The following is a 26,271-nucleotide window of genomic DNA, read 5'->3' on the forward strand; positions in this document are numbered from 1 at the left end:
CCGAATTATTAACTAAGTGGATATAAGTAATAACTCTTTTAGGGATGCCGCGGTACTCGTGAGTATGGACGAGACACGACGCCGACTGCTGAAGGGGGGCGCGGGGGTGATCGCGGCGGCGAGTGCGGGCTGTCTGGACTCGCTGGGCGGCGGGGCACCGAACGTCGGAAGCGAGACGGGCGGAGGGGGCAACACCGCCGCGATGGCGTCGTTCTTCACGCTCGCGGATTTCACCCGCCAGGTCGGCGGCGACGCCCTCGCGGTCGAGAACGCGGTCCCGACGGGCCAGCACGGTCACGGCTGGGAGCCCCAATCGGACATCACCGTCGACGCGATCGAACGCGACGCGTTCGTCTACCTCGGGATCGAGGGGTTTCAGCGCTGGGCCGACGACGTCGTCCGCGAGATCGAGGCGAACCACGGCGACGTGACGGTGATCGACGCCGCCGAGAACGTCGATCTCTCGGAGTACGGCGAGCACGGCCACGACGAGGACCACGAAGCGGAGGACGGACACGGCCACGACGAAGGTCAGGATCACGAGCACGCCGACGATAACGAAGACGGCCACGGGGAGGATCACGCGGGCGGCGACTACGATCCGCACTTCTGGGTCGATCCCGTGCGATCCCAGCAGGCCGTCGAGACCATCCGGGATCGACTGATCGAGGCCGACGGCGACAACGCCGGGACTTACGAGGAGAACGCCGAGTCGTATATCGCGGACCTCGAGGAACTCCACGACCGGTTCGAGGGGGACCTCGCCGAGCGCGAACACGACACCGTCGTCGTCGCCGGCCACGATTCCTATGGGTATCTCGCCGAGCGCTACGGCTTCGAGATCCACACGCCCCAGGGCGTCTCGCCCGAGACCGAGGCGAGCCCCAGCCAGATCGCGGAAACGGTCGAGCTGGTCGAGCGCGAGGGGATCGAGGTGATCCTCTACGACCACTTCGACGGCGACACCCTCGCCCGAACCGTCGTCGAGGAGGCGGATACCGCGAGCGACGTCGCGGCGCTCTCGCCCGCAGAGAGCGTCACCGAGGAATGGGAGGCGGAGGGACTCGACTACGTCGGCCAGATGGAAGAGATAAACCTGCCGGCGCTCCAAGCGGCACTGGGGGCAGACTAAGTGAGCGAACCGGAAGTCATCACCGTCGAGGACGTCACCTACTCGTACGACGGCCGACCGGCAGTCGAGGACGTCTCGCTCTCGATCGAGGAGGGCGAGTTCCTCGGCCTCGTCGGGCCGAACGGCTCGGGCAAGACGACACTCCTCAAGCTGATGTTGGGCCTGCTCTCGCCCGACTCCGGGGAGATACGGCTGTTCGGCGTCCCGGTGGAGGCGTTCGACGCGGGCGAGCGCATCGGCTACGTCTCCCAGCACTCGACGGGCAAGGAGCGAACGATGCCGATAACGGTGAGAGAGGTCGTCACGATGGGGCGCTACCCCCACACCCGCTTCGGGTGGCTGCGGAGCCACGACCGCGAGATGGTCGAGGAGGCCCTCGAACGGGTCGGGATCGCCGACCTCGCCGACCGGTGGATCAACGAACTCTCGGGCGGACAGAAACAGCGCGCCTTTATCGCGCGGACGCTCGCGGGCGAGGCCGACCTGCTCGCGCTCGACGAACCCACCGTGGGCGTCGACGCCGACTCCCGGGACGCCTTCTACGACCTGCTCGACGAACTGAACGACCGGGGAATCACGGTCGTCCTGATCGAACACGACATCGGCGTCGTCACCGACCACGCCGACAGGATCGCCTGCATCAACCGCGAACTCTACCACCACGGCGACGCGGAGGGGTTCTTGGAAAGCGACGCGCTCGCACGGGCCTACGGAACCAACAGCCGGCTGCTCGAACACGGCCACTGATGGACTCGAAGACCCTCCAGCGACTCGTCCTCGCGGTCTTCGGTCTCGGAGTCATCTCGTTGTTCGTCCCGATCGCCTTCGGGCTCATGCCCCGGACGTTCTTCGAGGCCTCCTGTGGTCTCGGCCGGTCGTTCGGGACGCGGATCGCCTGCTACGGCTTCATCTGGAACGCGCTCACGACGGCGGTGTTCATCGGGATCGTCGGCCCCGTCATCGGCACCTACCTCGTCCACCGCGAGATGGCGCTGATCGGCGAGACGCTCGCCCACGCCGCCTTCGCGGGCGTCGCGATCGGCACCCTGCTCTTCGCCGGGTCGGGCTGGGGCACCCCACTGCTGCTCTCGGCGCTCGTCGCCGGGGTCGTCGGCGCGCTCGCGGTCCAGTTCCTCGCCGACCGAACCGGATCGTACGGCGACGTCCCGATCGCGATCATGCTCACGGGCAGTTTCGCGGTCGGTACCCTCGTCATTAGCCTCGGGGGCGGTCTCGCGACGGTCGACATCAACAGCATCCTTTTCGGCTCGATCGCCACCGTCGGCGGCGGGAACGTGCTGCTGATGGCGCTCTTGAGCATCGCGGTCGTCGGGACCGTCGCGCTGACGTACAAGCCGCTTTTGTACATCACCTTCGACGAGGAGGCCGCCCGCGTCGCCCGATTCAACGTCTCGGCGTACAACACGCTGCTGATCTTCCTGACGGCGATGGTCGTCGTCGGATCGATGCAGATCCTCGGCGTCATTCTCGTAGCGGCGATGCTGGTCGTCCCCGTCGCGGCGGCGTCACAGGTCACGGACAGTTTCAGGAACTCGCTGTTCGCCTCGGTGATCGTCGGCGAGGTCGCGGCGGTTTCCGGACTCCTCCTCTCGTGGCGCTACTCGCTCGCGCCCGGCGCGACGATCGTCGTCGTCGCCATCGGGATCTACCTGCTCGCGATCGCGGTTCCCGATCGGAGGGGCCACGCCAGCGCGCGCTGATCCGCACCCATAAGTGCTCACCGTCGGTACGGACCGTATGGCGTGGCACGCGGTGCGGGCGGCCGGCGAGTCGGTGACGGCGACGCGAACGCTGCTTTCGGGGGCGTCGCTCGCGGCGTGGCTCCGCCTCTCGGTCCTAGTGGCGTTCGTCGGAACGCTCGTCACGCCGTTTCTCGTCGACTTCAATCGCGGCGCGTCGCTGCTCCCGTCCATCCCGGAGACGGCGATGCCCGCGGTGCTCGCGGCGACACTGGTACTCGCGGCGGCGGCGCTCTGTGTCGGGTCGGTCTTCGAGTTCGTCTTTCTCGACGCGCTCCGCGGCGAGCGGGTTCGCCTCCTCGAGGGGAGCACGCGGCGCTTTCGCGCCGGTCTGCAGGTGTTCGGCTTCAGGGCCGCGCTCGCCGTCCCGGCGGGAGGTGTGCTGGCGTCGGTCGTGCTGTTCGATGCCCCGACGGCACTGGTCGTCGCCGCGGGTGTGCTAGCAGTCGCCCTGGCGGCCATCGATCACCTGACGCTCGCGTTCGTCGTCCCGATCATGCTCGTCGAGGGGTGTTCGCTGCCGGAGGGGTGGCGGGCGTTCTCGCCGACGCTCAGGGAGGAGTGGCGCGAGTACGCGCTCTACTTGCTGATCGCGGCGGCCCTCTGGGGTGCGATCGCGCTCGGCGGCGGCCTGCTCGGTGCGCTGGTGGCGTTCGCCGTCCTGGTTCCGTTCGGCGCCCTGGGAACGGCCGTCGGCGGCGCGCTCGTCACGCAGGGACTGGCCCGGACCGTCGTCGGCCACGCGGTGATCGGAACCCTCCTGGGACCGTACCTGCTCGTGGTCGTCTCGCTGGTCCTGCTGGTCCACGTCCCCCTGATAACCCACCTCCGGTACGTCGCGCTGTTCGTGCTGGGCGACACCGAGGAACGCTACGACCCGATCCCGGGGATCCGGGCGGCGATCCGGCGCGGGTAGGCCCGTACGGGCTCTTGTAACGATTTCCCGGCGATGCGCCATCCCCTAGTCCTCCGGGACCGGCGTCAGCCCGGTTCGCTCGACGAAGACGAGGATGAGTTCGTGGACGACGACGAGCGCGATCACCGAGGCGACGATCACGAGCCCCTGTACCGGCGCCGAGAGCAACCCCAGCGAGACGATGAGCGTCGTCGCGCACGCCGGCGGGTGCGAGGTGTCGGTCGCGACCATGGCCGCCACCGTGAGCACGATCGAGAGGACCGCGCTGAACGAGAGGAAGAGAACGCCCGGGGAGAACGCCGGTGCCGAGTCGGTGACGACGACGCCCGCCCCGAGCAGGTGATAGGAGAGCTGGCCGGCGATCACGCCGAAGGTGTGGCTGGCGATCACCCGGCGGGGGACGACGAACTCGGCGTGATGCACCTGCGAGAGGACGTAGGCGGTGGGTCCGAGGCTCGGGAAGACGAACGGCTGACCGCTGGCGAACGCGATCAGCCCGAGAACGGCGAGCAGGAACCCCGAATACAGGCTCGTGAGCGTGATCTCGCGGACCATCCGTTCGGACTACTCGGCCGGGAGTGGTAGTGGCTTCGAAAAGCGTCGGCGGCCGATCCCGGGCAAGGACGGCCGCCACAATGCCGGACTGTCAGAGGCACCCGGCAGTCCACGCTAGACACGGCAGCGGCTTTACTCCATTGGGTGGGAATCGACTCACGACGTGGGACATACTATATAATAATTCTGTGTATTTATGACATCGATAGGTCGTGGTCGCTCACGCCGAACGAGATACAACAGAACTCCTATGAGAATAAAGACGGGGATCAGGCGACGAGGCGAAGACGGCTTTTCCTACGAAGCCGTCACGAACCGTTGCTGATGGCGACGAACACACCGCGAGCGTGACGCGGAGCGACGGTAGCGGTCGGTCCCTCTCGCTCGGCGAGCGATGGAGATATCAGAAATAATTTGTGAGCCGATGATCGGGCGAGGATCGGGTATTTATATAGTGATCGCGACGGTCGACTCGTTCCTACGAGCAGTACCGCGGACCGGACGGGTTACTGGGGATCGACGGCGGACATCCGAGGGTATAATACCCCGCCGTTCGACGTGCGTGTATGGATCAGGAGCGAACGTCCCAGGAGATCACGTCGCTCGTGGGCCGCGAGGTCTACTCGAACAACGGCGTGTTCGTCGGCGAAGTCGAGGACATCAAACTCGACCTCGGAACCGAGGTCGTCACCGGCCTCGCGCTGCGCGAACCGAACGAGGAGCTGTTCGGCCAGCAGGTCCGGGGCACCCGCGGCATCCTCATCCCGTACCGGTGGGTCCGCGCCGTCGGCGACGTGGTGCTGGTCAACGACGTAGTCGAACGCCTCGAAACCCCCGAGGAAGAGGGCGAAGAGGTCGTCGCATAGCGTTACGAACCGCCGTTGGTCCCCTCGCTCTCGACGCCCATCGCGGCGAAGAGCTTCCTCCGGACCGCCTCCTCGGTGAGGTGCAAAAGCGTCTCGCGGTTGTCCTCGTTCGTCTCGATCCCCGTGAAGATCCCGAGCGGGATCTCGACGCGGGCCTGCGTCGAGTGTCCCATCGTCTCGCCGATCTCCTCGAAGGCGTCGAGCAGCACGCGGCCGATGTTCAGGCGGATGTCCTTCGAGCGGGCCGCCAGATAGATGGTGTTGTTCGCGATGCCGAAGACGGCGGTGGTGGTGATCCCCTCGAGGTTGAGCAGGTGCTGGGCGGCCTGCTCTAAGGCCTCGCGGTCCCGGATGAACCCCGCGTTCGAGACGAGGTGGCTCCCCTGGACCTCGCGGTTCGTGATCGCCTCGGCGAGCACGTCGAGCGTCTCGGGGCTCATCGAGGGCGACTCGACCTGTTCTAAGGTGTCGTGGTTGGCGAACGGGTAGAGGTAGGCCGCGGCAGTGAGGTCCGCCGGGGTGGTGTCGCGTTTGAAGTCCAGCGTCTCCGCCCGGATCCCGTACAACAACGCGGTCGCGACCGACTCCTCCAGACTGAGATCGAACTCCTGGACGTACTTGGTGAGGATCGTCGACGTGGAGTTCATCTGGGGGCGGATGTCGATGAAGGGCAGGCCATCGGGGAGGTCCCGGTCGACGTCGATGTCGTGGTGGTCGATGAGGACGTCGACGGGCTGGTCGAACTCCTCGTTGGTGTCGGTCAGCATCGCGTGATCGACCAGCGCGATCGTATCGAACGCCGCGAAGGCGTCGGGGTCGTCCCGCGAGACCGGCGTCATCTCGACGTCGAGCAGGTTGACGAACGCCCGGTTCTCCTGGTGGCCCATGTCCCCGAAGTAGAGGATATCCGCCTCGACGCCGAGGTACTCCGCGATCGCCCGCAGCGCGACGGCGCTCGCGATCGCGTCGGGGTCGGGGTTGTCGTGGGTGACGATCGCGAGTTTGGTCTCGGTGGCGGTGATGATATCCGAGAGGTGCTGTGCGCGGTGTTCGAGTTCGCCCGATTCGAGCAGTCGGAGCGCGGACTCGGCGATCACCGCCGCGGGGTTGATGACGCTGTTGGCCCCGAGGTCGGCGAGTTCGTCGCCCGAGACGGGATCGCTCGCGCGGGCGATGACGAACAGGTCGTCGTCGAGCGCGCGGACGTTCGAGACGGCGGCCTTGTTCGCCTCGACGTCCGAGGAGAGGATCAGGACGACGTCGCGTTCGACGACGCCCGCCGCGACCTCCTCGTCGCGGATGTCCCCGACCTGTGCGTTCATGTCACGGTCGCGAAGCGTCTCGACGCGGTCGTCGTCCCGGTCGACGATCAGCACGTCCTTTCCCTGTTCGATCAGTTCGTCGGCGACCGCGTGGCCGACGCTCCCGCAGCCGAGAATCGCATAGCGAGACATCGAGGAGATCGTAACGCCGGTACTCATCTCCCGACCCTTGCCGCGGACCGTACTTAATCCCCTGCCTTTCGGTTCATCCCGGGCCACCGTGGGGCGAACTACCGTCGGGGTTCGCTCCCGGTCGATCGCTTTCGGACCGGCCGCGCCACTCCCACGCGGTGAGTTCCTCGGGGCGGACCCCGAGGACCCGGCCGTCGCGCTCGATCGCGATCATCGTCCCGCCGAAGCGGATCAGCCGTCCCTCGGCGACCCGGCCGTCGCCGAACCCCTCGGGGTGACGGTGATAGAGCGTGATCCGGTCGCCGGGCGTCGGTTCCGGGTCGGCCGTCGTATCGGTCCCGGACGATCCCCGCGGGCCGCGCTCCCGGCGCTCGCGTTCGAGTCGGTCCCTGATGCGTTCGTCGGTCATGGATCGCGTTGGTGGGCCTCGAACAACTCGGTTGCGGACGTCGCGAAAAGGGAAAGTCTCTTTACCGACTCGCCGGAACTGGAGGTCAGGGCCGGTAGCTCAGTCCGGCAGAGCGTCTGGCTTTTAACCAGACGGTCGCGTGTTCGAATCGCGCCCGGCCCGTTCTAGTATCGTTGTGCAGACGCCGATCCGATCGTGACGTCGACCATCGCGCCGCCCGACGTGTCGCCGGCCTCGTCTGTTCCCCTGTACTTCGCGTTGATCCGCCGGGAGACCTCGCGTACCCGTTCGGGGTCCTCGACGACATCGGCGGTTCCCAGCAGGGTCACCGACCACTCGACGGCGGGGCCGTCGGCCCGCTCGATCGAGACCGCGACCCTTGGATTTCGCCGGACGTTCTCGAGTTTCCTCCCGCCGGTGAGCACGCGCAGGTGCCCGTCGTGGTAGTCGTACCAGACCGGCGCGACGTGCGGGCGGTCCCCCACCGCGGTCGCCAGATGTGCGGAGATCGACACGTCCGCGATCAGCGATTCGATCTCGGAATCCATGCCACACGGTAGTTCGCCACGAATATAACCCGTGTGTGTTACTGTCACGCACCTAGATTGACTGAAGTACGAGGAGGTCGTAGGCGGACGTCAGGAGGGGAGCGTTGGATGAAGGGAACGAGGCCGGAGGTAGAACGGGTCCACGAGCGGCCGCTCTCGCGGATGGGCCGACGGCGGTTCGTCAAGACGCTCGTCGCGGCGGGGTTCAGCGTCGCGAGCGCGAGTCAGTTGTCGGCGAGCCACTTCGAGGCGGTGGGTGAGGACGAGGTGCCGATCGTCTACGCGTACGCGCGCGACGACCCCGACGACCCGGCCTCGGTCGCGCCCCGGATCAGGACCGTCGCCGCCGAGTGGTACAACGACCTGCAGGCGGCGCTGTCGAGCTACGAGACGCTCGACCTGACCGGGATCGAGGGCGTTCTCACCGCCGCGGTCGTCCCCGGCGACGGCGACGACCGGACGGCGGTCTCGGTCGACGTGACGCGCGAGGAGGTCGTCTCACGGGTATCGGACCTGCTCGAGGGAACCCCCGTCGAGGGATCGGTCGTCGAGACGACCGCGGAGGGCGAACACGAGGACGTCGAACCCGCCAGGCAGTTCGACCTCGACGGCGGCTTCGAGGTGCCCGGTGGGGTCGCCTGCGGGGATGCGGAGGGGCTCGCGACGCTCGCACCCGCCGTCTACGACCCCGAGACGGCGACGCGATACTTCGCGACCGCGGACCACCTGTACGCCGGCAGCGAGAGCACCGAACTCGCGCTCGTCTCCGACGGGCAGCGCGTCCCGATCGGCGAGGTCGCTCGCCACTACCGTCGCGAGGACCTCGCGCTGATCGAACCGACCGACGAGTACACCCCTGCCCACGCGCTCGACGGAGCCGACCCCGAGCGGGTCGCCGGCCAGTTCACGCGCATGGGGCTCGCCGACCTCAAGGCCCGCGGCGCGGAGATCCACAAGATCAGCGCGATGACCGGCCACACCACGGGCGAGATCCAGGCGATCGACGGGATCACCTGCGTCTACGGCGACCCCTGCAAGCGCGGTCAGCTGAAGTGGGGCGCCCAGTCGGACTTCACCGACGGCGACAGCGGCTCGGTCTCCTTCGCCCCCGACCCCGAGAACCCCGACGAACAGGTGCTGGTCTGCGGGCTGAACAACGCCCGGACGTGGTGGCCCGGCGAGAGCTACATCTGGGGGACCGGCGCGTACGTCTTCGAGGAGGAGTACGGCTATACCTTCTGATGGACCTTTTTCTGCGTCGGGTGCGCTCACTCCTTTCAGTCGCTCGCCCACCACTCCTTGAAAAATCTCCTCCAAAAAGGCCGCTCACTCGCTACGCTCGTTCGCGGTCAGCAGTACGTAGCAGACTGAACACAACAATTCAATTCCCGACTCGACCCCGGAGACGTGCCAGCCCACCCCTATAGACGAGCCAGTACGAGATCGGGATCGCGAGGATCACCACCGCGATGGTGACCGGAAGTTGAGTCAACGGGTCTGGGGGAAGCAGCATCGTACCGACCGCGAATCCGACACCGACTAGTAGAACGTTCGTCACGAGAAAGCGAGTCCAATAATCCTGATCCATAGATTACGATTGAAATATGCATAAATAAACTGTCCGGCCGAACCCGTCGCTACCGCCGGATCTGGATCTCCCTGTCGGTGACCGCCTCGATCCGGTGGTCGTCGAGCGCGTAGGTGTCCTCGTCCGCGTCGCCCCAGCCAAGGGTCGATTTGATCTCGTCGGTCACGCCCGGATCGGGGTTGACGTAGGCCGTCCCCGCCCGGACGCTCTGTACCACACCGATCTTCTCGCCGTTCGCGTCGACGACGTCCTTACCCTCGTCCTCCGATGTGAGTTGTGCACACATTGCATTCCCACTATCACGGTTCGCGGTAATATAAAGGAGGGTGGGTCGACGAGGACGACGCCTACGTTCGCGACGCGGACGGCGTCACTCCTGTGTCGGGCTGTAGTTCGGCGCTTCGTCGGTGATGACGACGTCGTGGGCGTGGCCCTCCGCCTGGCCCGCAGAGGAGACGCGCACGAACTCCGCGCGCTCCTTGAACTCGGGGACGGTCCCCGCGCCGACGTAGCCCATCCCGCTTTTCATCCCGCCGGTCAGCTGGTGGAGTTCGCTCTCGAGGCTCCCCTTGTAAGGGGTCGCGGCCTCGACGCCCTCGGGGACGTACTCCTCTTCGTCCTCGGGGTCGTCCTTCAGGTACCGATCGCCGCCGCCCGAGCGCATGGCTCCCACCGAGCCCATTCCCCTATACTGTTTGTAGCGCTTGCCGTTCATCGTGATGACCCGGCCGGGAGCCTCGTCCGTCCCGGCGAAGTACGACCCGAGCATCACGGCGTCCGCGCCGGCGGCGATCGCCTTGATCGCGTCGCCCGAGTAGCGGATGCCGCCGTCGGCGATCACGGGCACGTCGTGGGCGCTCGCGACGTCCGCGACCTGCGCGACGGCGGTGATCTGGGGCATCCCCGCGCCGGAGACCACGCGGGTCGTGCAGATCGAGCCGGGGCCGATCCCGACCTTGAGGCCGTCGGCGAAGTCGACGATGGCTTCTGCGGCCTCACGTGTCCCGACGTTACCGACGACGACGTCCGCCTTGACGTTCTCGGTGATCGCCCGTGCACTGTCGATGACGTTCAGGTTGTGGGCGTGGGCACAGTCGATGAACAGCACGTCCGCGCCGGCCTCGTCGGCGGCGACCGCGCGTTCGTCGTCGAACGGGCCGACGGCGACGCCGACGCGGAGGCGGTCGGTCTCGTCGTGGATCGCGTCGCCGTACTCCCGGCGCTGGAGGATCCCCTGCATGGTGACCAGCCCCTGCAGGCGGTTCTCGGTGTCGACGATGGGGACGCGCTCGATCTTGTGCTCGTACATGAGTTCGAGCGCCTCGCGCGCGGAGACGTCCTCGGAGGCGGTGATGACCTCGTCGGTCATCGCCTCCCGGACCGCGTCGCGCTCGCCGACCTCGAGATACGGCCGGATGTCGGTCCCGGAGATGATTCCAAGCACCCGCTCGTCCTCGTCGATGACGGGCGCACCCGAGACGCCCTCTCGTTCCATCATGGCGTCGACTTCCCTCACCGTTTGCTCGGGGCTCGCGGTGACGACGTCGCGGATGATGAGTTCGTCGGCGCGCTTGACGCGCTCGATCGCCGCGACCATCGCCTCTACGTCCATGTTTCGGTGGAGCACGCCCAGCCCGCCCTGTCGGGCCATCTCGATCGCCAGATCGCTTTCGGTGACGGTGTCCATCGCCGCCGAGAGGACGGGCACGTTGAGCGAGACGTTGGTCGACACTCTGGTGGAGAGGTCGGCGTCGTCGGGTTCGACGCGGCTCTCCTTGGGTCTGAGCAGTACGTCGTCGAACGTCAGCGCTTCCGGTACGTCGAGTTTGTCGAGGAAAGCGGTACTCGCCATATAAACCGTCTGCAACGCCGACCCAAAAGGGTTGCGAGAGGGCAGGCGTGTGTGGGACGCTGTCGTGGCTACCGGATGCGCCCGTGGCGAAACGACACACGGCGGAGTAGTGGACGTTTGATCGAAAACGTACGCTGATGGTCGGACGTGCGTACTGCAGAGTGGCGACATCTCCCACACAACGCTTATGAATATTCATCATTGATATAGGAGGTATGGACGCTATCAACGCGACCGAATGGAATGTGAGTCGACGGCGAACCGACCTCGACAGCACATTCACCGGGTTCGCGACGCTGATAGGGTTCAAACGGTCCTTCGCGCGATCGGGCGGCGTGAGCCGGGGATCAGACGGGTCGTTACGCTATCGTCATGAGTAGCTCCCAGCACCCGGTTGCACTCAGGCTGGAACGGGCGCTCGGCCTCCATGAAGCGGTCTCGGGGCCGGCGAAGCTGCTCGCGATCGTGATGTTCCTCCCGCTGATCGACGGGATCTTCCCGGCGCTGATCCTGGCGGGCGGCATCGACACCGTCGCGGGTATCCTGCAGATCGGCCTGCTGGTGTTCGGCGGCAGCGCCGTTCTGGCGGTGATCCTCGCGGAGATGGACGGCACCCCACGAGAGCAGGCGAAGGTCGTGTTGCTCGTGGCGGCCGGACTCGTGCCGCTCGCCGCGCTCGAAGCCGCCCTCGCGCCGACGATCGCGAGCGTGATCGATCTGGCGATCTTCGAGCGCTTCGCCGCGCTGGTGATCGCCGCCATCGCCGCCAAGACCGCGAGCGCGCGGATCGGGGAGTACCTCCCCTCGCCCGGCGTCATCGTCGGTCTCGGGGTCGTCGCGAGCGTCGATCCGGCCGGGTTCGAGGTCGTCCTCCTGCCGGATCCGGGGCTTGTCCTCCGGGCGGTCGCCGCCGCGGGCGTGGGCGTCGTCTTCGCGCTCTGCGTGGCGCTGGGAAGCCCGTGGCTGCGCCGTAACCTCGACATCGACTCGTTTCGCTTCGGGAGCGCGGTCGCGCTCGGTGTCCTCCCGCTCGCGCTACTGGGGGTCGTCTTCGAGCAGGCCCCGCTCGCGGTGTTGATCGTCGCCGGCGTGCTCGCGTTCGATCCCGGCGACGGGATCGGCGGTCCAGCCGGGAGCGCCGCAGCGGACGGGGGCGAGGACGGCGAGGGGGCCGGACCGGAGCGGGGCTACGCGGCCGAGCGCGAACGCGAACCCTGGCTGTAGCGCGGCGCTTTTGTGCTCTCCCGGACTGTTTCGAGCCATGAGCCAGAACCGCGTCGTCGAGGGTCGCATGGTCAACGCCGTGCGACTCGCCGAACTCGTCGAGGGCGAGCGACCGATGGAGGCCACGGAGATCGAGGACGCCGAACGGGACTGTCCGGAGTGCGGTGGGGACGTCCTGCAGGTGGGGTACATGCCGAGCGTCAGCGAGTTCGTCACGGGTTTCAAGTGCCAAGACTGCGAGTGGAGCGAGACGGATCGGGAGTAATCGAAACCCCTTTAGGTGATTCTCGGCCTATCGATGAGTGCGGGGTCGTGGCCAAGCCCGGAATGGCGACTGACTCCAGAGGTATACACCGCGGTACGCCGCGGTGTACGCGTTCGGTGACGACACTCCAGACTGATATACAGAGCGGCCGACTGATCATCGCGCCGCGTTGACGACCCTCTGGAGTACCGAGACGCGACCGGAGATATCAGTCGATCGGGGGTTCAAATCCCTCCGACCCCATATTTTCGCTCCGAGCACTCACGCGAGGAGCGAAATCTGACCGAGGAGGATTTGAACCGGGGAGCGCCGCTCCGCGACCGTGGTTCACAATCCCTTCGACCCCACTCGGAATTCGATTCTTTTCATCATCAATCAGAGATGATCGAGGAGGGTGTAGACAGCGCGGACGATCGGAACGATCGGCGTGTTCGTTCGTAGATCATGCCGAAGACGACCGCTATATATCAGGCCGGTAGTGTTTTAGTTGAATCCAATAACTAACTACTATGGTACTATACGCAATCGAGGATCTGGACGATGCGTGGGTCGCGACCCGCGAGTTTCTGACACCGCTGTCGGTCGAACGCCTGTTGGTACTCGCGGTGATCGTCTTTTTCGTCGGTGGGACGAGCACGAACTTCCCCGGCGGCGGGGGCGGTGGAGCACCAGCAGAAACCGATCCCGGTGCCGAGCAGGGTCTCGACGCGCTCTGGGCGTTCGTCGTCGAGAACGCGCTGGCGATCGGGCTGATTGGCGGGACGATCGTGCTTCTCATCCTCCTGTTCACCCTCGTCGGCGCGGTCATGGAGTTCGTCTTCGTCCAGTCGCTGCGGACCGACGAGGTCCGGTTCTGGGGGTACTCACGGTCGTATCTCGGCGAGGGACTCCGTCTCTTCGGGTTTCGGATCGCCCTTGGAACGGTTGGTCTACTCATCGCCGCCGTGGTACTCGGGTTCGGCCTGGCGGCGATCGGTGTCGGGCCACTCCCCGAGATCGGTGGCGCGATACTCGTCGTACTCGGCCTCCTCGCCGCCGTGGTGTTCGTGCTGCTGACGATTACGAACGCCTTGACCACGACGTTCGTCGTCCCGATCATGCTCGTACGCGAATCGGGCGTACTCGACGGCTGGCGAGCGTTCTGGCCGACGCTCGTCGGCCAGTGGAAACAGTATCTCGCCTACGGGATCGCGGCGTTGATCCTCAACATCGCTCTCGGGATCGTGTTCGTGCTCCTGCTCGCGATCGCGGCGATCGGCGTTCTCATCCCGGTGGGGATCGTCGTTGCGGGCATCGCGTTCCTCGCCGAACCGCTTCTCGCGCCGGTCGTGATCGTCTTTGGCGTGCTGTTCGTCGGCGGGCTGATCCTCGTGGCGCTCCTCGTGCAGGTCCCGATGCAGACATATCTCCGCTACTACGCCCTGTTGATCCTCGGGGACACGAACGAGGCGCTCGATCCGATCCCCGACGTCAGAGCGAGCGTCCGCGACACCGGCGAGTCACTGGACGGCCCCGAAGCGATATAGTCCCGCCGTTCGGATCCCGAGCAGGACGAACGAATAGCGTCCGTTGACCGTCGGGAGTCGGGCATAGCGCCGGACGAGATATAACGAAAACGTCCTCGGAATCCCGCGCGGAGGTCGCTCACACGCGGTCTCGCAATCACTCTCGAGATGAGCGCCGAGAAGAGCGACAGTGATTGACAGAACGCGGCCGGATGGGGGTCGACACGGGCAGCGCCCCTTCCGTACTCCTAGAGAGGCCTCTCCCTCCGCGTCCGACCTCCGAGAAGTGATCGTATCAGCACGCATCCTACTACGGATACTCTTACATTGATCCGCGCAATCGTGCGTTGGGTGAACGGTCGTAGCGGCGAAGAGCATGCGACAAGTTGACAATGATCCTGACCAATAGGGGGGTATGTACGACCTCACAGGCTTCCAGCGGGATCTGCTCTACGTGATCGGTGGATTGAACGACCCCCACGGTCTCGCGCTCAAGGCCGAACTCGAGGAGTATTACGGAACCGAGATCCATCACGGACGGCTGTATCCGAACCTCGATACGCTCGTCGACAAGGGATTGGTCGAGAAATCGCCGATGGATCGGCGAACGAACGTCTACAAACTCACGTCGCGCGGGCGGCGAGAACTCGACGCTCGTCGGGAGTGGGAACACCAGTACCTACGCGACACTGCCAGTGTGGCCTGACGGCGAATAGCCACCGACCGCGCGTTTCCAATCGTGGGGCGATCTCGCCTACCGCGACGGGATCGAAGAGCGCGGGATTCGATGTCGATACTCCCTGCGTCAGTTGCGAGGGTCCTACCGGGGTCCGAGTCCGACGCCGTTGGCAAGTAGCTCGTGGGATCGGAGCGCGTCGTCGTGATCCGCGACGATGTGCTGAATCATCGCCTCGTCGACGTCGACGCGCTCGGTGAGTTGTCCCAGGAGGCCGGCGAGCGTCTCCGGGCTTCCGGAGACCGCGCGCGGCCACTCGTCGGAGCCGAGCGTCGCTGGCGTCGGCTCGGGCACCCCACCGAGTTCGTCGATGGCTTCCTCGATGGACGGTCTCGTTCCGACGATGCCGCGTCGCATCCGCTCGTACGACGCTTCGGCCACCGCGCGGAGCCGGGCAGCCTCCTCGTCGGTCTCGGCACAGACCGCGTTCACCGCGATCATCCCCCGTGGCTCGTCGACGCCGCCGGCCAGCCGCGAGGACTGGAAGTGCTCGCGGTACTCCTCGAACGAGCGGGTGGCGAACTGCGGTCGGATGAACGCGGCGAAACAGTAGGGGAGCCCGAGTTCGCCGGCGATGGCCGCGCTCGACGGACTCGATCCGAGTACCCACGGGACGGGCGTCTCCCGGTCCGAGCGTGGGATCGTCAGGTCGCTGTAGGGATGGTCGTCGGGGTAGTCGCCGTAGAGGTGGTTGACGACGGCCTCGATCTTCTCCGCGTGGTCCTCATCGGGGTTCTGGACGTGCCGGCCCGTCCCGAGCGCGTGGTCGGCGGCGGGCGACCCGTTCGCCCGTCCGAGACCCGCGTCGATACGTCCGGGAGCGAGCGCGTCCAGCGCGCCGAACTGTTCGGCGACCTTGAACGGACTGTAGTGATTGAGCAGCACCGCCCCCGACCCCAGCCGGATCGAGTCCGTCCCCGCGGCGAGATGGCCGAGCAACACCTCGGGGGTCGTGCCGGCGATGGAGTCCGCCATGCCGTGGTGTTCGGCCACCCAGAACCGCGAGTAACCGAGCCGTTCGGCCTGCTGGGCGGCCTCGACCGTGTTCGCGTACGCGTCACTGGCGGTGCCGTCGTCGGGAACGGGGGACAGGTCGACGACAGAGAGATCCATGTCCGGGATCGGAGACTGCGAGAGATAACGATTCGGGTGGTCGATCGTCGCCCCTGGGAGGGGCCGAACGGGTTTCGAGGGCGATGGCCCGCCGCGTCCCGTGTGTTCGTGTCCGCGGTCGTCTATAGTACGGCTCCCCTGCGAGGGTCGTCTATCGCCGGGCGAACGGTCCACGAGCAAACCACCCGTTGGACGCGCAGTCAGGGAGTGTACGCGTTCCCTAAACCGGCCGTAGGGTCCCCTTACCGGGGCCCTCTCGCGGCTTCGGCATCAGGCTCGCAGTTACAATGTAGCGCCTCGTCGTACCGACGCTCGCCGTTCGGCGCGACGTACGAGCGGTGGCCGTAGCGGGTGGCCATAGGCAACCAGCAAACGCCGCGAGCGGTCCTACAGGAGACACCAACGATGAACACCGTTCTCGTACTCGACAGCCAGGGACACGCAGCCCTCAGTATCGTTCGGTCGCTCGGTCGACGCAACGTCCGCGTCACCGCGGGGGCGGACAGCGCGTTCGCCCTCGGCCCACAGTCGAAATACGCCACGGATAGCTACATCTATCCGGATCCCGACGCCGATTGCTACGCCTTCCTCGATCACCTGACGGAGCACCTGAACGACAACGACTACTTCGCCGTCGTCCCGGCCACCGACAAGACGACGGCGCTCCTCTCACGACATAAGGTCGATCTCGAACGAACCGGAACGATCGTCGCCACCGAGGACTGGGAGACGTTCTCGCTGGCGTACGACAAGGCAAACACGTTCGACATCGCCGAGGGCCTCGACGTTCCGACGCCCACGACGGTCGCTCCGGAGTCGCCGGCCGACCTCGATTCGGTTCGGGACGACCTCCCGTATCCCGTGGTGGTGAAATCACGGAGCAAGAGCATCTGGACGGACGAGGGAACCCACGAGTTGAGCCGCGTGGACGACTCCCATTACGCCTCGTCGCCGGCCGAACTCGATGCGGTCTACCGGACGGTCTACGAATCGAGCCCCACATTCGAGACGCGTCCACCGCTGATCCAGGAGTACGTCCCGGGCGAGACGCAGACCACGGTGGTTCTGGCGGATCGGGGCGACGTGCTCGCCCACTTCCAGGAACGGCGGCTGCGCACCGATCCGCCGAGCGGCGGGAACTCGACGCTCCTCGATGGGGTTCGCAACCGCCGTATGCTCGAGTACGCCGAGACGCTGATCGGGGTCCTCGAGTGGACCGGGCCGGCGCAGGTCGAGTTCATGAAGACCCCCGACGGCGAGTTCCATCTGATCGAGATGAACGGCCGATACTGGGGCTCGCTCCCGCTCGCGATCAACAGCGGCGTCGACTTCCCGTGGCACCACTACCGCCTTCTCAGGGGCGAGCGGCCGGAACCGACGGCGGCGTACCGGACGGACATCGTCCAGCGCCGGCTGTTGTACGGCGACCTCAACTGGCTGTATTACCACCTCGCGGAGGGGGATCTCAGCGCCATCGCGCCGTTCGTCCGGTCGTTCGTCGGCCCGAAACACACCTTCGTCTCGACCGACGATCCCCGACCGATGGCCGTCGCACTCGCCGAGGCGGTCGTACTCGGGACGAGGCAGTCCGCGCGGGTGGCCCGAACGCTCCTTCGCGAACGGCGACGGGACGTGTTCGAGGACGACGTCGTCGCCGCGAACTGATACCGTCGGTCAGACCTCGGTGACTCGACCGCTGGCAGGGCGGGATCACTCGCGCGGTGGCCCGTCACCGCGGGCACACGCCGGTGACTGTACCGACAGTATGAGCCACGGCGTCGGTTCGGTATCGTCCGACTACGTGGCAATGGGTCGAACGTGATCGGTCGTGGCGCTGAAACCACGGCGTAACAATCGGACGGTCGGTCGTTGTTCCGGTATGCTCCGTGAACTCGAACGAGCGGTGGTCGGAAATCCCGTGACGAACGCGCTCCTGTTCAACGAGTTGACCGGGTCCGTCGGCCAGTTCTTCGAGGCGGCCCGCCATCGACGGGAGTACGCTCGGTACAGACGGCAGTACGACGTCGACCCGACGTTCCGGTTCAACGGTCCCGGGATCCTGTTGTACGGCGACGGCGACATCGAACTGGGGGCGGGCTCGTATATCGGCCGTTACTCGCGGATCCAGGCCGAATCCGGGCGGACGGTCCGGATCGGCAGGAACACGGCCGTGAGCCACTTCGTGTTCTGCTATACGCGAAACCGGATTGCCGACCAGGACATGAGCGTCGCGCCGAACACCAACGACGACCTCGCGGTCAACGAGGGCGACACCACCGTCGGGGACGACTGCTGGATCGGGGCGTTCACGTTCCTGACCGAGGGCGTTTCGGTCGGCGAAAACACCGTCGTCGGCGCGAACGCGGTCGTCACCGACGACCTCCCTCCGCACGCCATCGCCGCTGGCGTACCGGCGCGCGTCCGCCGGTTCAAGTCCTATCTCTCCGAGGAGGAGACGCGAACGCTCGCGACCGAGTACGCGGACGCCCTCTCGGACGGCCTCGCCGGCGAGCACCGAGGACGCTGAACCGCCAGTCCGTGCCGAACGACCCGTGGAGCGCCTTCGTCCGCCGCTTTCCTCGCCATCTCGCAGGACGGCCGACGAGGTCCGATGGCTTCGGAAACGGCGGAGGGGGAGTCGATCACGGGATCGTATCCACGATCGACGAGAACGCCCGAAGCTGTCGGCGTTGATCGGTAGTGGGGAACCGCACGACGAACCGTTCGACGCCGGCCTCGACGTACTCGGCCAGTCGCGCTTCGACCGTATCCACGAGTCCGAACGCCCCCCGTTTTCGGATCTCCTCCTCGGAGAGCGATCGTTCCGACCGGTACGTGACCTGCTCCCCGTAGTAGCCGTGATAGAACTCCCGTGCGTGCTCGATGGCCGCCGCTTCCGAGTCGTCCACGACGACGTCGAGGTAGTACGCCCGCGTGATCGCGTTCGTGGGCCGATCCGTTTCCGCGAGCAGTTCCTCGATGTGGTGGGCGCCGGCGGCGTACTCCTCGGGCGGCATCGCGATCGGTACCCACCCGTCGCCGTGTTCGACGAGCCGACGTCGGATCGATATCGGGAACCCGTCGCTCGGACTGAACGCGGCCGACGCGACGTATATCGGTGGGTTCCTCGCCGGTTCGAACCCGATCCCTGCGCCGTCGAGTCGGTAGTGTTCCCCGTCGTGGTCGATCGCCGTCCCCTCCCAGAGCTTCGAGACGATCGCGAGCGCTTCGTTGAGCAGCGCTCCGCGACGCTCGTAGTCCACTCCGAGCTGTCTCATCTCCCTTCGCTCGGGCGGTCTGACGCCCACACCGACGCCGAGTACGAGTCGGCCGCCGCTCAGCTGGTCGAGGGTCGTGGTCGCGTGTGCGACGTGTACCGGATGGCGGAGTGCTGGCAGATAGACCGCGGTTCCCAATTCGATCGAATCCGTCGCCGCGGCGACGGCCCCGAGCGTGACGAGCGGCTCGAAGCGTGGCTTCGCGAGCACGCTGTCGCCCACCCAAACGGCATCGTACCCGAGCGATTCGGCGCGTCGGGCGAGTCCGACGACGTCGGCGCTGGCGCGAGCGGTCAGTTCCGTCGTGGAGGTGCTCGAAAAGACGATTCCTCGGGTCGGTAGCAGGTATCCAAACGTGGTCACGGCGATTCCACTTCGACCTACTCCGGGGGGCGTGATAACGATGCTCCCGTACGAGAGCGAACCGATGGCTCCGGCGATCTCGCCACACCGTCTGTATCAGCGGTCTTCCGTGGCGAAATCGAGAACGCTCGGGTAGTCGGCGATCAGGCCATCCACGCCCAGTTCGACGGGCCGGCGCGCTTCCCGCCACCCGTCGATCGTGTACACGTTCACCTCCCGACCCTCCTCGTGAGCCGTTTCGACCAGCTCCCGATCCAGCACGCCCGTCGAGACGTTCACCGCTTCGGCGTCGAGTTCGCGGGCGGTCTCGAGGTTCGCCTCCGCGTCCGATCCGAACAGCTTCGCCACCGGAACGGTCGAATCGACGTCCCGGACCGCTTCGAGCGCGGCCGTCTCGAACGAGGAGACGTAGAACTCCCCGGGGTAGTCGGAAGCGATCTCCAACGCCCGCTCGGCGACCTCCTCCCACGAGTACCCGCCGGACGCCTTGAACTCGACGTTCATCGTGACGTCCGGTCGCGCCGCGTCGAGTACCTCCCGCAGCGTCGGGACGGTCTCGTCGCTGTCGAGGACCTCCGCTTCGAGGACCGTCTCACAGGGCGTCTCGGCCACTCGACCGTCCTCGTCGGTCAGGTCGTCGAGGACCTCGTCGTGGAACACCACGATCTCCCCGTCCTCGCACGGCTGGATGTCGATCTCGATCCGATCCGCCCCGTGCCGGGACGACCCCTCGACGGCCGCAACGGTGTTCTCCGGAAAGACGTCCGCGTAGCCGCGGTGGGCCGTGATGCGTGGTGCGTGATTCGATTTTCCAGGGCGAGCGCTCCGTGCCGTAGCCGTCTCGCTCACCGCGAGGGTACCGATCGACGCGCCCGTGAGCGCCCCGACGGCCCCCATGAACGTCCGCCGATCGGTCGTCCCGTCCGTTTCCTTCCCGGTGCCGTCCTCGCTACCGTGGTTGGCGAACATCACGGCATAATATTCAGAATACAAATAAATAAATTTATAATATTAATATATAGTATAAATATCTCCGTGCGACCATCAGAGCGATCCATAGGCGGAAGCGGCGAACACGGGGGGCGGTTCGAGAGGTCGTCGTATGTGACCCGCGCGATCACGATGCCGTGTGAAGCGGCCACGCTCGAAAAGGGGGGTCGCCGCTGCCGCTGCCGGGATCACGAAGCGGAGCAGGGCTTCGGATCCGGTGGCCACGGCACTCCGCACGACGACACGGTCGGTCAGTCGCGCCCGGGGGCCAGTTCGGTCACCGTCGTTCGTCGCTCGTTCTCGCTCATCCCGCCGAAGAACCCGATCTGGACGGCGTCGACGCCCTTGACGGCTTCGAACCCTTCGAGCCGTTCTCGCGCCATCGTGGGCGTACCAGCGACGACGAGGTCGTGTAGCAGGTCGTCGGAGACGGCGGCGGACGCCCCGTCTCGATCACCCTCCCGCCAGCGGGAACCGACGTCGTCGACGAGGCTCTGCCACCCGGCGTCGGCGATCGCTTTCCGGTAGTAGGGGCCGTAGCGAGCGATCATGAACGCGACGTGTCGGCGGGCGTACTCGCGGGCGCGCTCGCCGTCCTCGATCGCACAGCATCGAAGGAGGAGCGCGACGCGAACGTCGTCGATCGACCGGCCGCCGAGGTCGGCACCGCGCCGCAGGTCGTCCATTCGGTCCCGGAGGCCGTCGATCGGGAGCAGTTGCGGGACCCAGCCGTCGGCGAAGCGCCCGGCGAGTTCGGTGGCCTTCGGGCCCAACGCCGCGACGTCGATCGGTGCCGGCGTCTCCGGCGGAGGACAGGTGAGTTTGAGCGTGTCCGGCGAGAAGCACTCGCCGTCGTAGTCGAGGCGCTCGCCCGACTGCACCTGTCGGACGATCTCGATCGTCTCTCGGACGCGCCGGAGCGGCCGATCGAACCCGACGCCGTGCCACTTCTCGGCGAGCGCGGGCGACGAGGCGCCGATCCGGAGGCGGAATCGGCCGTCGCTGATCTCCTGGAGCGTCACCGCGATCTGGCCGAGCGCCGTCGGCGTTCGCGAGAACGGCGAGAGGACGTCGTCCGCGATACCGACGTCGTCGGTGCGTTCGGCGATGAGGCCCAACACGAGCGGGACGCTCCGGCCGGTCGTCTCGCCCATCGACACGTGCCCGTACCCGAGGCGTTCCGCGAACTGCGCGAGCGCGACGGCCTCGTCGAGGTCGTCGTACCCGTTCAGCGGCAGTACCAGGTCGCGGTTCGTCGTAGCCATGCGGGTACGTCTCGTGGTCCGCACTAAAACACCACCTCCCGATCGGGGGCTCTCGCCAGCGTCGACGGGATCGATCCCGGCCTCGGTAACAGGTCCAGTGTCCCTCCGCTTGCGAAGGGGATACCGGCCGGTCGTCGGCGTAGAGGCGTGCTACCGGGTGGTACACGCTCGTCAATCCGGTTGCAAGTGTTCCGTTGACCGAACGTTTTTTGCTCGTTCATCGGTAGCTAGGACCATGAGTTCGTCCGTCCCGTCCCCCTCGACCGTCCTCGAAGGGGTCGACCAGCTCGCCCCGCCCGGAACGCCGCTGACGACCCCGGAGGTCGCCGCCGAGTTCGACTGCACGGATCGCACCGTTTACAACAGACTCGACGCGCTCGTGGAGGACGGGGTCCTCGAGACGAAGAAGGTCGGCGCGCGCGGTCGGGTCTGGTGGCGGCCGCTTCGAGAACACGGGGGATCCGAGCCGGAGGCCACCGCCGAGGGCGACGACTGCGATCGGGTGAGGGACCGGTTACGGGATCGCGAGGAGCGACTCGCGGCCGAACTCGATGCGACGAAGCAGTTACAGGAGATCAGCACCAGGTTGATCCAGAAGGACGACATCGACACTCTCTACGACGAGATCCTCGACGCCGTCGTCACCGTCATGGACGCCGACTTCGCTCGGCTCCAGCTTCGTGACCCCGATCGGGGCGACCTCCACCTCCTGGCTCACTCGGGATTCGACGAGACCACGGCGCTGTGGGACCGGGTGACCCCCGAATCGAACGGCCCGTGTAGCGTGGCGCTGGAGACGGGCCAGCGGGTCGTCGTGCCGGACGTCGAGACGTGTGAGTTCATGGCCGGCACGGAGGACCGTGAAACACTCCTCGAAGCCGGCATTCGGGCGGTCCAGAGCACGCCGCTCGTCTCGCGCAGCGGGGACGTCGTCGGCATGCTCTCGACACACTGGGAGACCCCACACGAGCCGTCCGAGCGTGATCTGCGCTCGATCGACGTCATCGCACGCCAGGCAACCGACCTGATCGGACAGCAGCAGGCGAAGAAAGCCCTGCACGAGAGCGAGGAGCGCTACCGCGAACTGTTCGAGTCGATGTCCGAGGGTTTCTGCGTCATCGAGCGGGTCGACGCCGCCCCGGGGGAGCCGGTCGACTTCCGATACGTCGAGGCGAACCCGGCCTTCGCGGATCACTCCGGCATCGACGACGTCGTCGGCAGGACCCTGCGGGACGTCATCCCCGACGAAGCAGTCGACTGGGTCGAGATCTACAACGCCGTCGTACAGACCGGCGAAGCGGAGCGATTCGAGCGCGAACTCGTCTCGGAGGGACGGACGCTGGAACTGTACGCGTTTCCGGTCGGCGACGGATCGACGGGGCGAGTCGGCGTGACCTTCCGGGACGTCACCGACAGGAAGCGGCGAATCGACGGGCTCAGGGAGGCGCACACCCAGCTACGGACCGCCACGAGCGCGGGCTCGGTCGGTCTCTGGACGTGGGAGGTCCGGGAAGACACGTTGACCGCGGACGAGTTCGTCGCGGAGTCGTACGGCCTCGATCCGGAAACCACCGCAGCGGGGGCATCGATCGAGCGGTTCTTCGAACGGGTCCACGAGGACGACCGCGAGCGGGTGCGAACGCGGGTCGAGCGAGCGATCGAGGACACGGGCGTTCTCGACACCGAGTACCGCGTCCGGGACGCCGAGGGCGAGGTCATGTGGTTAGTGCTTCGGGGGGAGGTCGAATGCGACGAAAACGGGGAAGCGATTCGGATGTACGGTGCGATCTCCGACATCACCGAGCGCAAGGAGGCGGAGGGGGCACTGAAGCGGGCCAACGACGGTCTCGAACGGCTCACGGCGGTCAGCCGCGAGCTGATGGACGCGAGCACACAGGACATCACGGACCGAGCCGCCGAACTCACACGGAGCGTCCTCGACGTCGAACACACCGCCCTCTGGCGCTACGACGAGGCCACCGGCGAGTTCTCCCGGCACGCTCACCGTACCGCCCCGGAGCTAGATGTCGACGCGATCCGGTACCCTGATGGGTTCTCCGAGCGGGTCTGGCGGAGCTTCATCCACGACGAGACCGCCGTCGAAAACGACCTCCCGGCCCCCGACGACGGCGAGGGGACTCGCGCGACACTCCGGAGCTACACACTGGTCCCGCTCCCCGGCCACGGCGTCGTCTGTGCGGGCTCCACCCGCGCGGGGACGTTCGACGAGCAAACGATCGACCTCGCGAATACACTCGGTGCGACCCTCGAGACGGCGTGGAACCGAGCCGCGGACGAACGGCGATTGGCCCGACAAAACGAGGAGCTGGCGCGTCTCGATCGACTCAACGGCCTCATCCGGGAGATCGACACCGCGCTGGTCCAGGCCGACAGTCGCGCCGCCATCGAGCGGGCCGTCTGCGACCGGCTGGCGGCCTCCGATCAGTACGCATTCGTCTGGATCGGCGACCGAGATCCGGCCACGGAAACGATCACACCACGCGAGTGGGCGGGGGTCGACACCGGCTACGTCGACGACCTCTCGATCCCGACCGACGGGACGTCGAGCGAGCGGAATCCCGTCGCCGCCGCGGCACGCACGCGAGACACGCAGGTCGTGGCCGACATCGCTACCGAGACGCGATTCACCCCGTTACGCGAGGCCACGCTCGAGCAGGGTGCGCGCTCGTGTCTCGCCGTTCCGCTGGTCTACGAGGAATCGCTGTACGGCGTCTTGACGGTGTACGCCGACCACTCCCAGCCCGACGAGCGCGATCACGCCGTGTTGGCGGAACTCGGTCGGACGATCGCCCACGCGATCGCCGCCGTCGAAACCCGGGAGACGCTCCGCACCGATCGGGTCGTCGAACTCACACTCCAGTGTCGTGAGGCGAACACGCCGCTGTGTCGCCTCGCCCGGCAGGCAGAGTGTGAGATCGAGTTCGAGGGATTCGTTCGTCAATCGGACGATGAACTGGACGTCTTCTTCACCGCCAGCGGCGTCCCGGCGGAGGAGCTCGCCACGGCGAGCGAGCAGGTGCGAGCGATCACGGACCTCCTTCGCCTCACCGACCAGGCCGATACGGCGCTGTTCAGGGCGCGGGTGGCCGAACCGGCGCTCGCGGCCCGGATCGTCGAGCAGGACGCGGTGGTGCGCACGCTCACGATCGAGAACGGGGCTGCGACGGCCGTCGTCGACGTTCCCCACGTAGCAACCGTCCGAGAGTTCATCGAACGGCTCCAGCGCGACGCCCCCGGTCTGGAACTACTGGCCCGTCGGACGCGGGACCGCCCGCTCAAGACACGAAACACGTTCCGAGCGATCTGTGAAGGGTGCTTGACCACCAAACAACTGACCGCGCTCGAGACGGCGTACTTCAGTGGATTTTTCGAATCGCCGCGATTGCGGACGGGCCAGGAGGTCGCCGAGTCGTTGGGCGTCTCCCAGCCGACGTTTACGACGCATCTCCGGGCGGCACAACGGGGGGTCTGTGACCTCCTTTTCGCTGCACACGCCGAGTGACTCGGAACACGGCCCCGTAGCGAGGCCACGATCTCAATATTGAGGTCGGACCTTCCCGCGGTTTGCATAATAGAGGGCCAATCACTATCACCGGTCGCGCTCGTAGTCTCGGTCGTGGCTATGAGCCGTTCGAGCGAAGCGGTGGATGAGCTCTTCGACTCCGGTCATGGTCACCGGAACCGGTAGAGAAGGGGGTTGAGGGTGCCTCTGACAGCCCCACTCGCCACAGAGGAGGCACGATGTCGTGCCTCCTCGTGCGGGACCGCTCGTTACGACGGCCCAGCGAGTGTTCGCGAATGGGGAGCATAAGCCATTCTATGATTCGTTAGAGAGTAACGCGTAGAAATACATTGGAATTTGACGGTGAATAATACGTTCGACGGATCGTCCAAGACACCCTCCTCCCGCGTGGTTCGGGGGTCGGCGAACGGCCGTCGCCGGGTACGGAAACTGGCGTAACGGTCAGTCCAGACCGGCGTCGACCGTTTCGGCCGGCAACTCCTGATACGCGGAGTGATGGGCGTATTCGTCGAGCGTGGGCTGAGGGTGATAGCGAACCGTCCGCGTGCGCGGATCGTAGTCGATCGCGCCGACGGTGGCCAACTCCGGGAGCGCTTCGTCGATGAGGATCGCCTCGTATCGGTCGTCCGGTCCGGAGTGGTCGGTCTGTGCCGCGATCCGGCGTACGCCGTCGCTCAGTTCGTCGAACGTCATCGCCCGATCCGTCGAGCACGCGAACAGATAGAGGACGTATCGGCAGTAGCGCGAGGAGAGGACCCGGAACACCTGGCTGTTGAACGGCTTTTCCACGAGGGTTTCGTATTCCGTGTCTGAGAGACGCATGGTGTGTCGTTTGATATCGGCGTTCGGCAGCGTTATGTGGGTGAATACCGCCCTCCGTATCCGAGCGGGTCAAGCACCATATATCC

Annotated in this window: 25 protein-coding genes and 2 tRNA genes; 15 read left to right on the forward strand and 12 right to left on the reverse strand. The window is 66.3% G+C overall.

Annotated elements, in window-relative coordinates:
- Window positions 1-64: 64 nt before the first annotated feature.
- Genes QRT08_RS02290 through QRT08_RS02305 form a run of 4 tightly spaced genes read left to right on the forward strand, consistent with a single transcriptional unit; the run spans window position 65 to window position 3,808 of the window.
- The gene (locus tag QRT08_RS02290; RefSeq protein ID WP_286044112.1) at window positions 65-1,132 is read left to right on the forward strand and encodes a metal ABC transporter solute-binding protein, Zn/Mn family; all 1,068 of its coding nucleotides are present in this window, start codon (window positions 65-67) and stop codon (window positions 1,130-1,132) included.
- Complete coding sequence (locus QRT08_RS02295) at window positions 1,133-1,879, forward strand: metal ABC transporter ATP-binding protein (protein ID WP_286044113.1); 747 nt, start codon at window positions 1,133-1,135, stop codon at window positions 1,877-1,879. It begins immediately after the preceding gene.
- Entirely contained in the window at window positions 1,879-2,853 is a 975-nt protein-coding gene (locus QRT08_RS02300) for a metal ABC transporter permease (protein WP_286044115.1), read from the forward strand. Before QRT08_RS02295 ends, QRT08_RS02300 begins: the two co-directional genes overlap by 1 nt.
- Before the next feature lie 37 nt (window positions 2,854-2,890).
- On the forward strand, window positions 2,891-3,808 hold the full coding sequence (locus QRT08_RS02305) for a DUF7544 domain-containing protein (RefSeq protein WP_286044117.1): 918 nt from the start codon (window positions 2,891-2,893) through the stop codon (window positions 3,806-3,808).
- Between the two features lie 45 nt (window positions 3,809-3,853).
- Here QRT08_RS02305 and QRT08_RS02310 read toward each other — a convergent pair whose 3' ends face one another.
- Entirely contained in the window at window positions 3,854-4,363 is a 510-nt protein-coding gene (locus QRT08_RS02310) for an HPP family protein (protein ID WP_286044119.1), read from the reverse strand.
- 566 nt (window positions 4,364-4,929) lie between these two features.
- On the opposite strand from QRT08_RS02310, the gene QRT08_RS02315 reads away from it, so the two are divergent.
- The gene (locus QRT08_RS02315; protein WP_286044121.1) at window positions 4,930-5,229 is read left to right on the forward strand and encodes a PRC-barrel domain-containing protein; all 300 of its coding nucleotides are present in this window, start codon (window positions 4,930-4,932) and stop codon (window positions 5,227-5,229) included.
- Between the two features lie 2 nt (window positions 5,230-5,231).
- Here the strand turns inward: QRT08_RS02315 and QRT08_RS02320 are convergent, their stop codons facing one another.
- On the reverse strand, window positions 5,232-6,710 hold the full coding sequence (locus tag QRT08_RS02320) for a DHH family phosphoesterase (protein ID WP_286044122.1): 1,479 nt from the start codon (window positions 6,708-6,710) through the stop codon (window positions 5,232-5,234).
- 46 nt (window positions 6,711-6,756) lie between these two features.
- Window positions 6,757-7,092 carry a hypothetical protein gene (locus QRT08_RS02325; RefSeq protein ID WP_286044124.1) on the reverse strand — a complete coding sequence of 112 codons (336 nt, stop codon included), beginning with the start codon at window positions 7,090-7,092 and terminating at the stop codon, window positions 6,757-6,759.
- An 88-nt stretch (window positions 7,093-7,180) separates the two neighbouring features.
- Here QRT08_RS02325 and QRT08_RS02330 point away from each other — a divergent pair.
- Window positions 7,181-7,254 (forward strand) — tRNA-Lys (locus tag QRT08_RS02330).
- 2 nt (window positions 7,255-7,256) lie between these two features.
- Here QRT08_RS02330 and QRT08_RS02335 read toward each other — a convergent pair.
- Complete coding sequence (locus QRT08_RS02335; protein ID WP_286044126.1) at window positions 7,257-7,640, reverse strand: pyridoxamine 5'-phosphate oxidase family protein; 384 nt, start codon at window positions 7,638-7,640, stop codon at window positions 7,257-7,259.
- Between the two features lie 108 nt (window positions 7,641-7,748).
- On the opposite strand from QRT08_RS02335, the gene QRT08_RS02340 reads away from it, so the two are divergent.
- A complete protein-coding gene (locus tag QRT08_RS02340; protein ID WP_286044128.1) occupies window positions 7,749-8,882 on the forward strand; it encodes a hypothetical protein in 1,134 nt (377 codons plus the stop codon).
- A 139-nt stretch (window positions 8,883-9,021) separates the two neighbouring features.
- Here the strand turns inward: QRT08_RS02340 and QRT08_RS19015 are convergent, their stop codons facing one another.
- The 3 genes from QRT08_RS19015 to guaB all read right to left on the reverse strand — a co-directional run bounded on the left by QRT08_RS19015 (window position 9,022) and on the right by guaB (window position 11,080).
- A complete protein-coding gene (locus tag QRT08_RS19015) occupies window positions 9,022-9,228 on the reverse strand; it encodes a DUF7534 family protein (protein WP_483299919.1) in 207 nt (68 codons plus the stop codon).
- 49 nt (window positions 9,229-9,277) lie between these two features.
- Window positions 9,278-9,514, reverse strand: a complete 237-nt coding sequence (locus tag QRT08_RS02345; protein ID WP_286044130.1) for a PRC-barrel domain containing protein — start codon at window positions 9,512-9,514, stop codon at window positions 9,278-9,280.
- Window positions 9,515-9,598: 84 nt separating this feature from the next.
- Window positions 9,599-11,080: an IMP dehydrogenase gene (gene guaB, locus QRT08_RS02350; protein ID WP_286044132.1), complete on the reverse strand. Its 1,482-nt coding sequence runs from the start codon at window positions 11,078-11,080 to the stop codon at window positions 9,599-9,601.
- A gap of 372 nt (window positions 11,081-11,452) precedes the next feature.
- Between guaB and QRT08_RS02355 the strand changes: the two genes are divergently transcribed.
- The 5 genes from QRT08_RS02355 (at window position 11,453) to QRT08_RS02375 (ending at window position 14,780) form a co-directional block, all read left to right on the forward strand.
- A complete protein-coding gene (locus tag QRT08_RS02355; protein ID WP_286044133.1) occupies window positions 11,453-12,304 on the forward strand; it encodes a DUF5794 domain-containing protein in 852 nt (283 codons plus the stop codon).
- A 37-nt stretch (window positions 12,305-12,341) separates the two neighbouring features.
- Window positions 12,342-12,569, forward strand: coding sequence for a DUF5795 family protein (locus QRT08_RS02360; RefSeq protein WP_286044135.1), 228 nt, complete (start codon window positions 12,342-12,344; stop codon window positions 12,567-12,569).
- Between the two features lie 41 nt (window positions 12,570-12,610).
- Window positions 12,611-12,812: transfer RNA gene (locus QRT08_RS02365), tRNA-Trp, on the forward strand.
- A 266-nt stretch (window positions 12,813-13,078) separates the two neighbouring features.
- Window positions 13,079-14,095, forward strand: coding sequence for a DUF7544 domain-containing protein (locus tag QRT08_RS02370; protein WP_286044137.1), 1,017 nt, complete (start codon window positions 13,079-13,081; stop codon window positions 14,093-14,095).
- 394 nt (window positions 14,096-14,489) lie between these two features.
- Window positions 14,490-14,780, forward strand: coding sequence for a PadR family transcriptional regulator (locus QRT08_RS02375; protein ID WP_286044139.1), 291 nt, complete (start codon window positions 14,490-14,492; stop codon window positions 14,778-14,780).
- Window positions 14,781-14,894: 114 nt separating this feature from the next.
- On the opposite strand, the gene QRT08_RS02380 is transcribed toward QRT08_RS02375, so the two are convergent.
- Window positions 14,895-15,923 carry an LLM class flavin-dependent oxidoreductase gene (locus QRT08_RS02380; RefSeq protein ID WP_286044140.1) on the reverse strand — a complete coding sequence of 343 codons (1,029 nt, stop codon included), beginning with the start codon at window positions 15,921-15,923 and terminating at the stop codon, window positions 14,895-14,897.
- Between the two features lie 405 nt (window positions 15,924-16,328).
- Between QRT08_RS02380 and QRT08_RS02385 the strand changes: the two genes are divergently transcribed.
- Window positions 16,329-17,588, forward strand: a complete 1,260-nt coding sequence (locus tag QRT08_RS02385; RefSeq protein WP_286044142.1) for a carboxylate--amine ligase — start codon at window positions 16,329-16,331, stop codon at window positions 17,586-17,588.
- Window positions 17,589-17,802: 214 nt separating this feature from the next.
- Window positions 17,803-18,450 carry an acyltransferase gene (locus QRT08_RS02390; protein ID WP_286044144.1) on the forward strand — a complete coding sequence of 216 codons (648 nt, stop codon included), beginning with the start codon at window positions 17,803-17,805 and terminating at the stop codon, window positions 18,448-18,450.
- A 115-nt stretch (window positions 18,451-18,565) separates the two neighbouring features.
- On the opposite strand, the gene QRT08_RS02395 is transcribed toward QRT08_RS02390, so the two are convergent.
- The 3 genes from QRT08_RS02395 to QRT08_RS02405 form a co-directional block, all read right to left on the reverse strand.
- Complete coding sequence (locus QRT08_RS02395) at window positions 18,566-19,564, reverse strand: LLM class flavin-dependent oxidoreductase (protein ID WP_286044146.1); 999 nt, start codon at window positions 19,562-19,564, stop codon at window positions 18,566-18,568.
- A 96-nt stretch (window positions 19,565-19,660) separates the two neighbouring features.
- Window positions 19,661-20,533, reverse strand: coding sequence for a glycerophosphodiester phosphodiesterase (locus QRT08_RS02400; protein WP_286044148.1), 873 nt, complete (start codon window positions 20,531-20,533; stop codon window positions 19,661-19,663).
- Window positions 20,534-20,805: 272 nt separating this feature from the next.
- Window positions 20,806-21,819, reverse strand: a complete 1,014-nt coding sequence (locus tag QRT08_RS02405) for a TIGR04024 family LLM class F420-dependent oxidoreductase (protein ID WP_369684811.1) — start codon at window positions 21,817-21,819, stop codon at window positions 20,806-20,808.
- Between the two features lie 235 nt (window positions 21,820-22,054).
- Between QRT08_RS02405 and QRT08_RS02410 the strand changes: the two genes are divergently transcribed.
- Entirely contained in the window at window positions 22,055-25,342 is a 3,288-nt protein-coding gene (locus QRT08_RS02410; RefSeq protein WP_286044151.1) for a GAF domain-containing protein, read from the forward strand.
- Window positions 25,343-25,804: 462 nt separating this feature from the next.
- Here the strand turns inward: QRT08_RS02410 and QRT08_RS02415 are convergent, their stop codons facing one another.
- Complete coding sequence (locus QRT08_RS02415; RefSeq protein WP_286044152.1) at window positions 25,805-26,185, reverse strand: DUF7344 domain-containing protein; 381 nt, start codon at window positions 26,183-26,185, stop codon at window positions 25,805-25,807.
- Between the last annotated feature and the right edge of the window lie 86 nt (window positions 26,186-26,271).

It is taken from the genome of Halalkalicoccus sp. NIPERK01, assembly GCF_030287405.1.
Taxonomy (GTDB): Archaea; Halobacteriota; Halobacteria; order Halobacteriales; family Halalkalicoccaceae; genus Halalkalicoccus.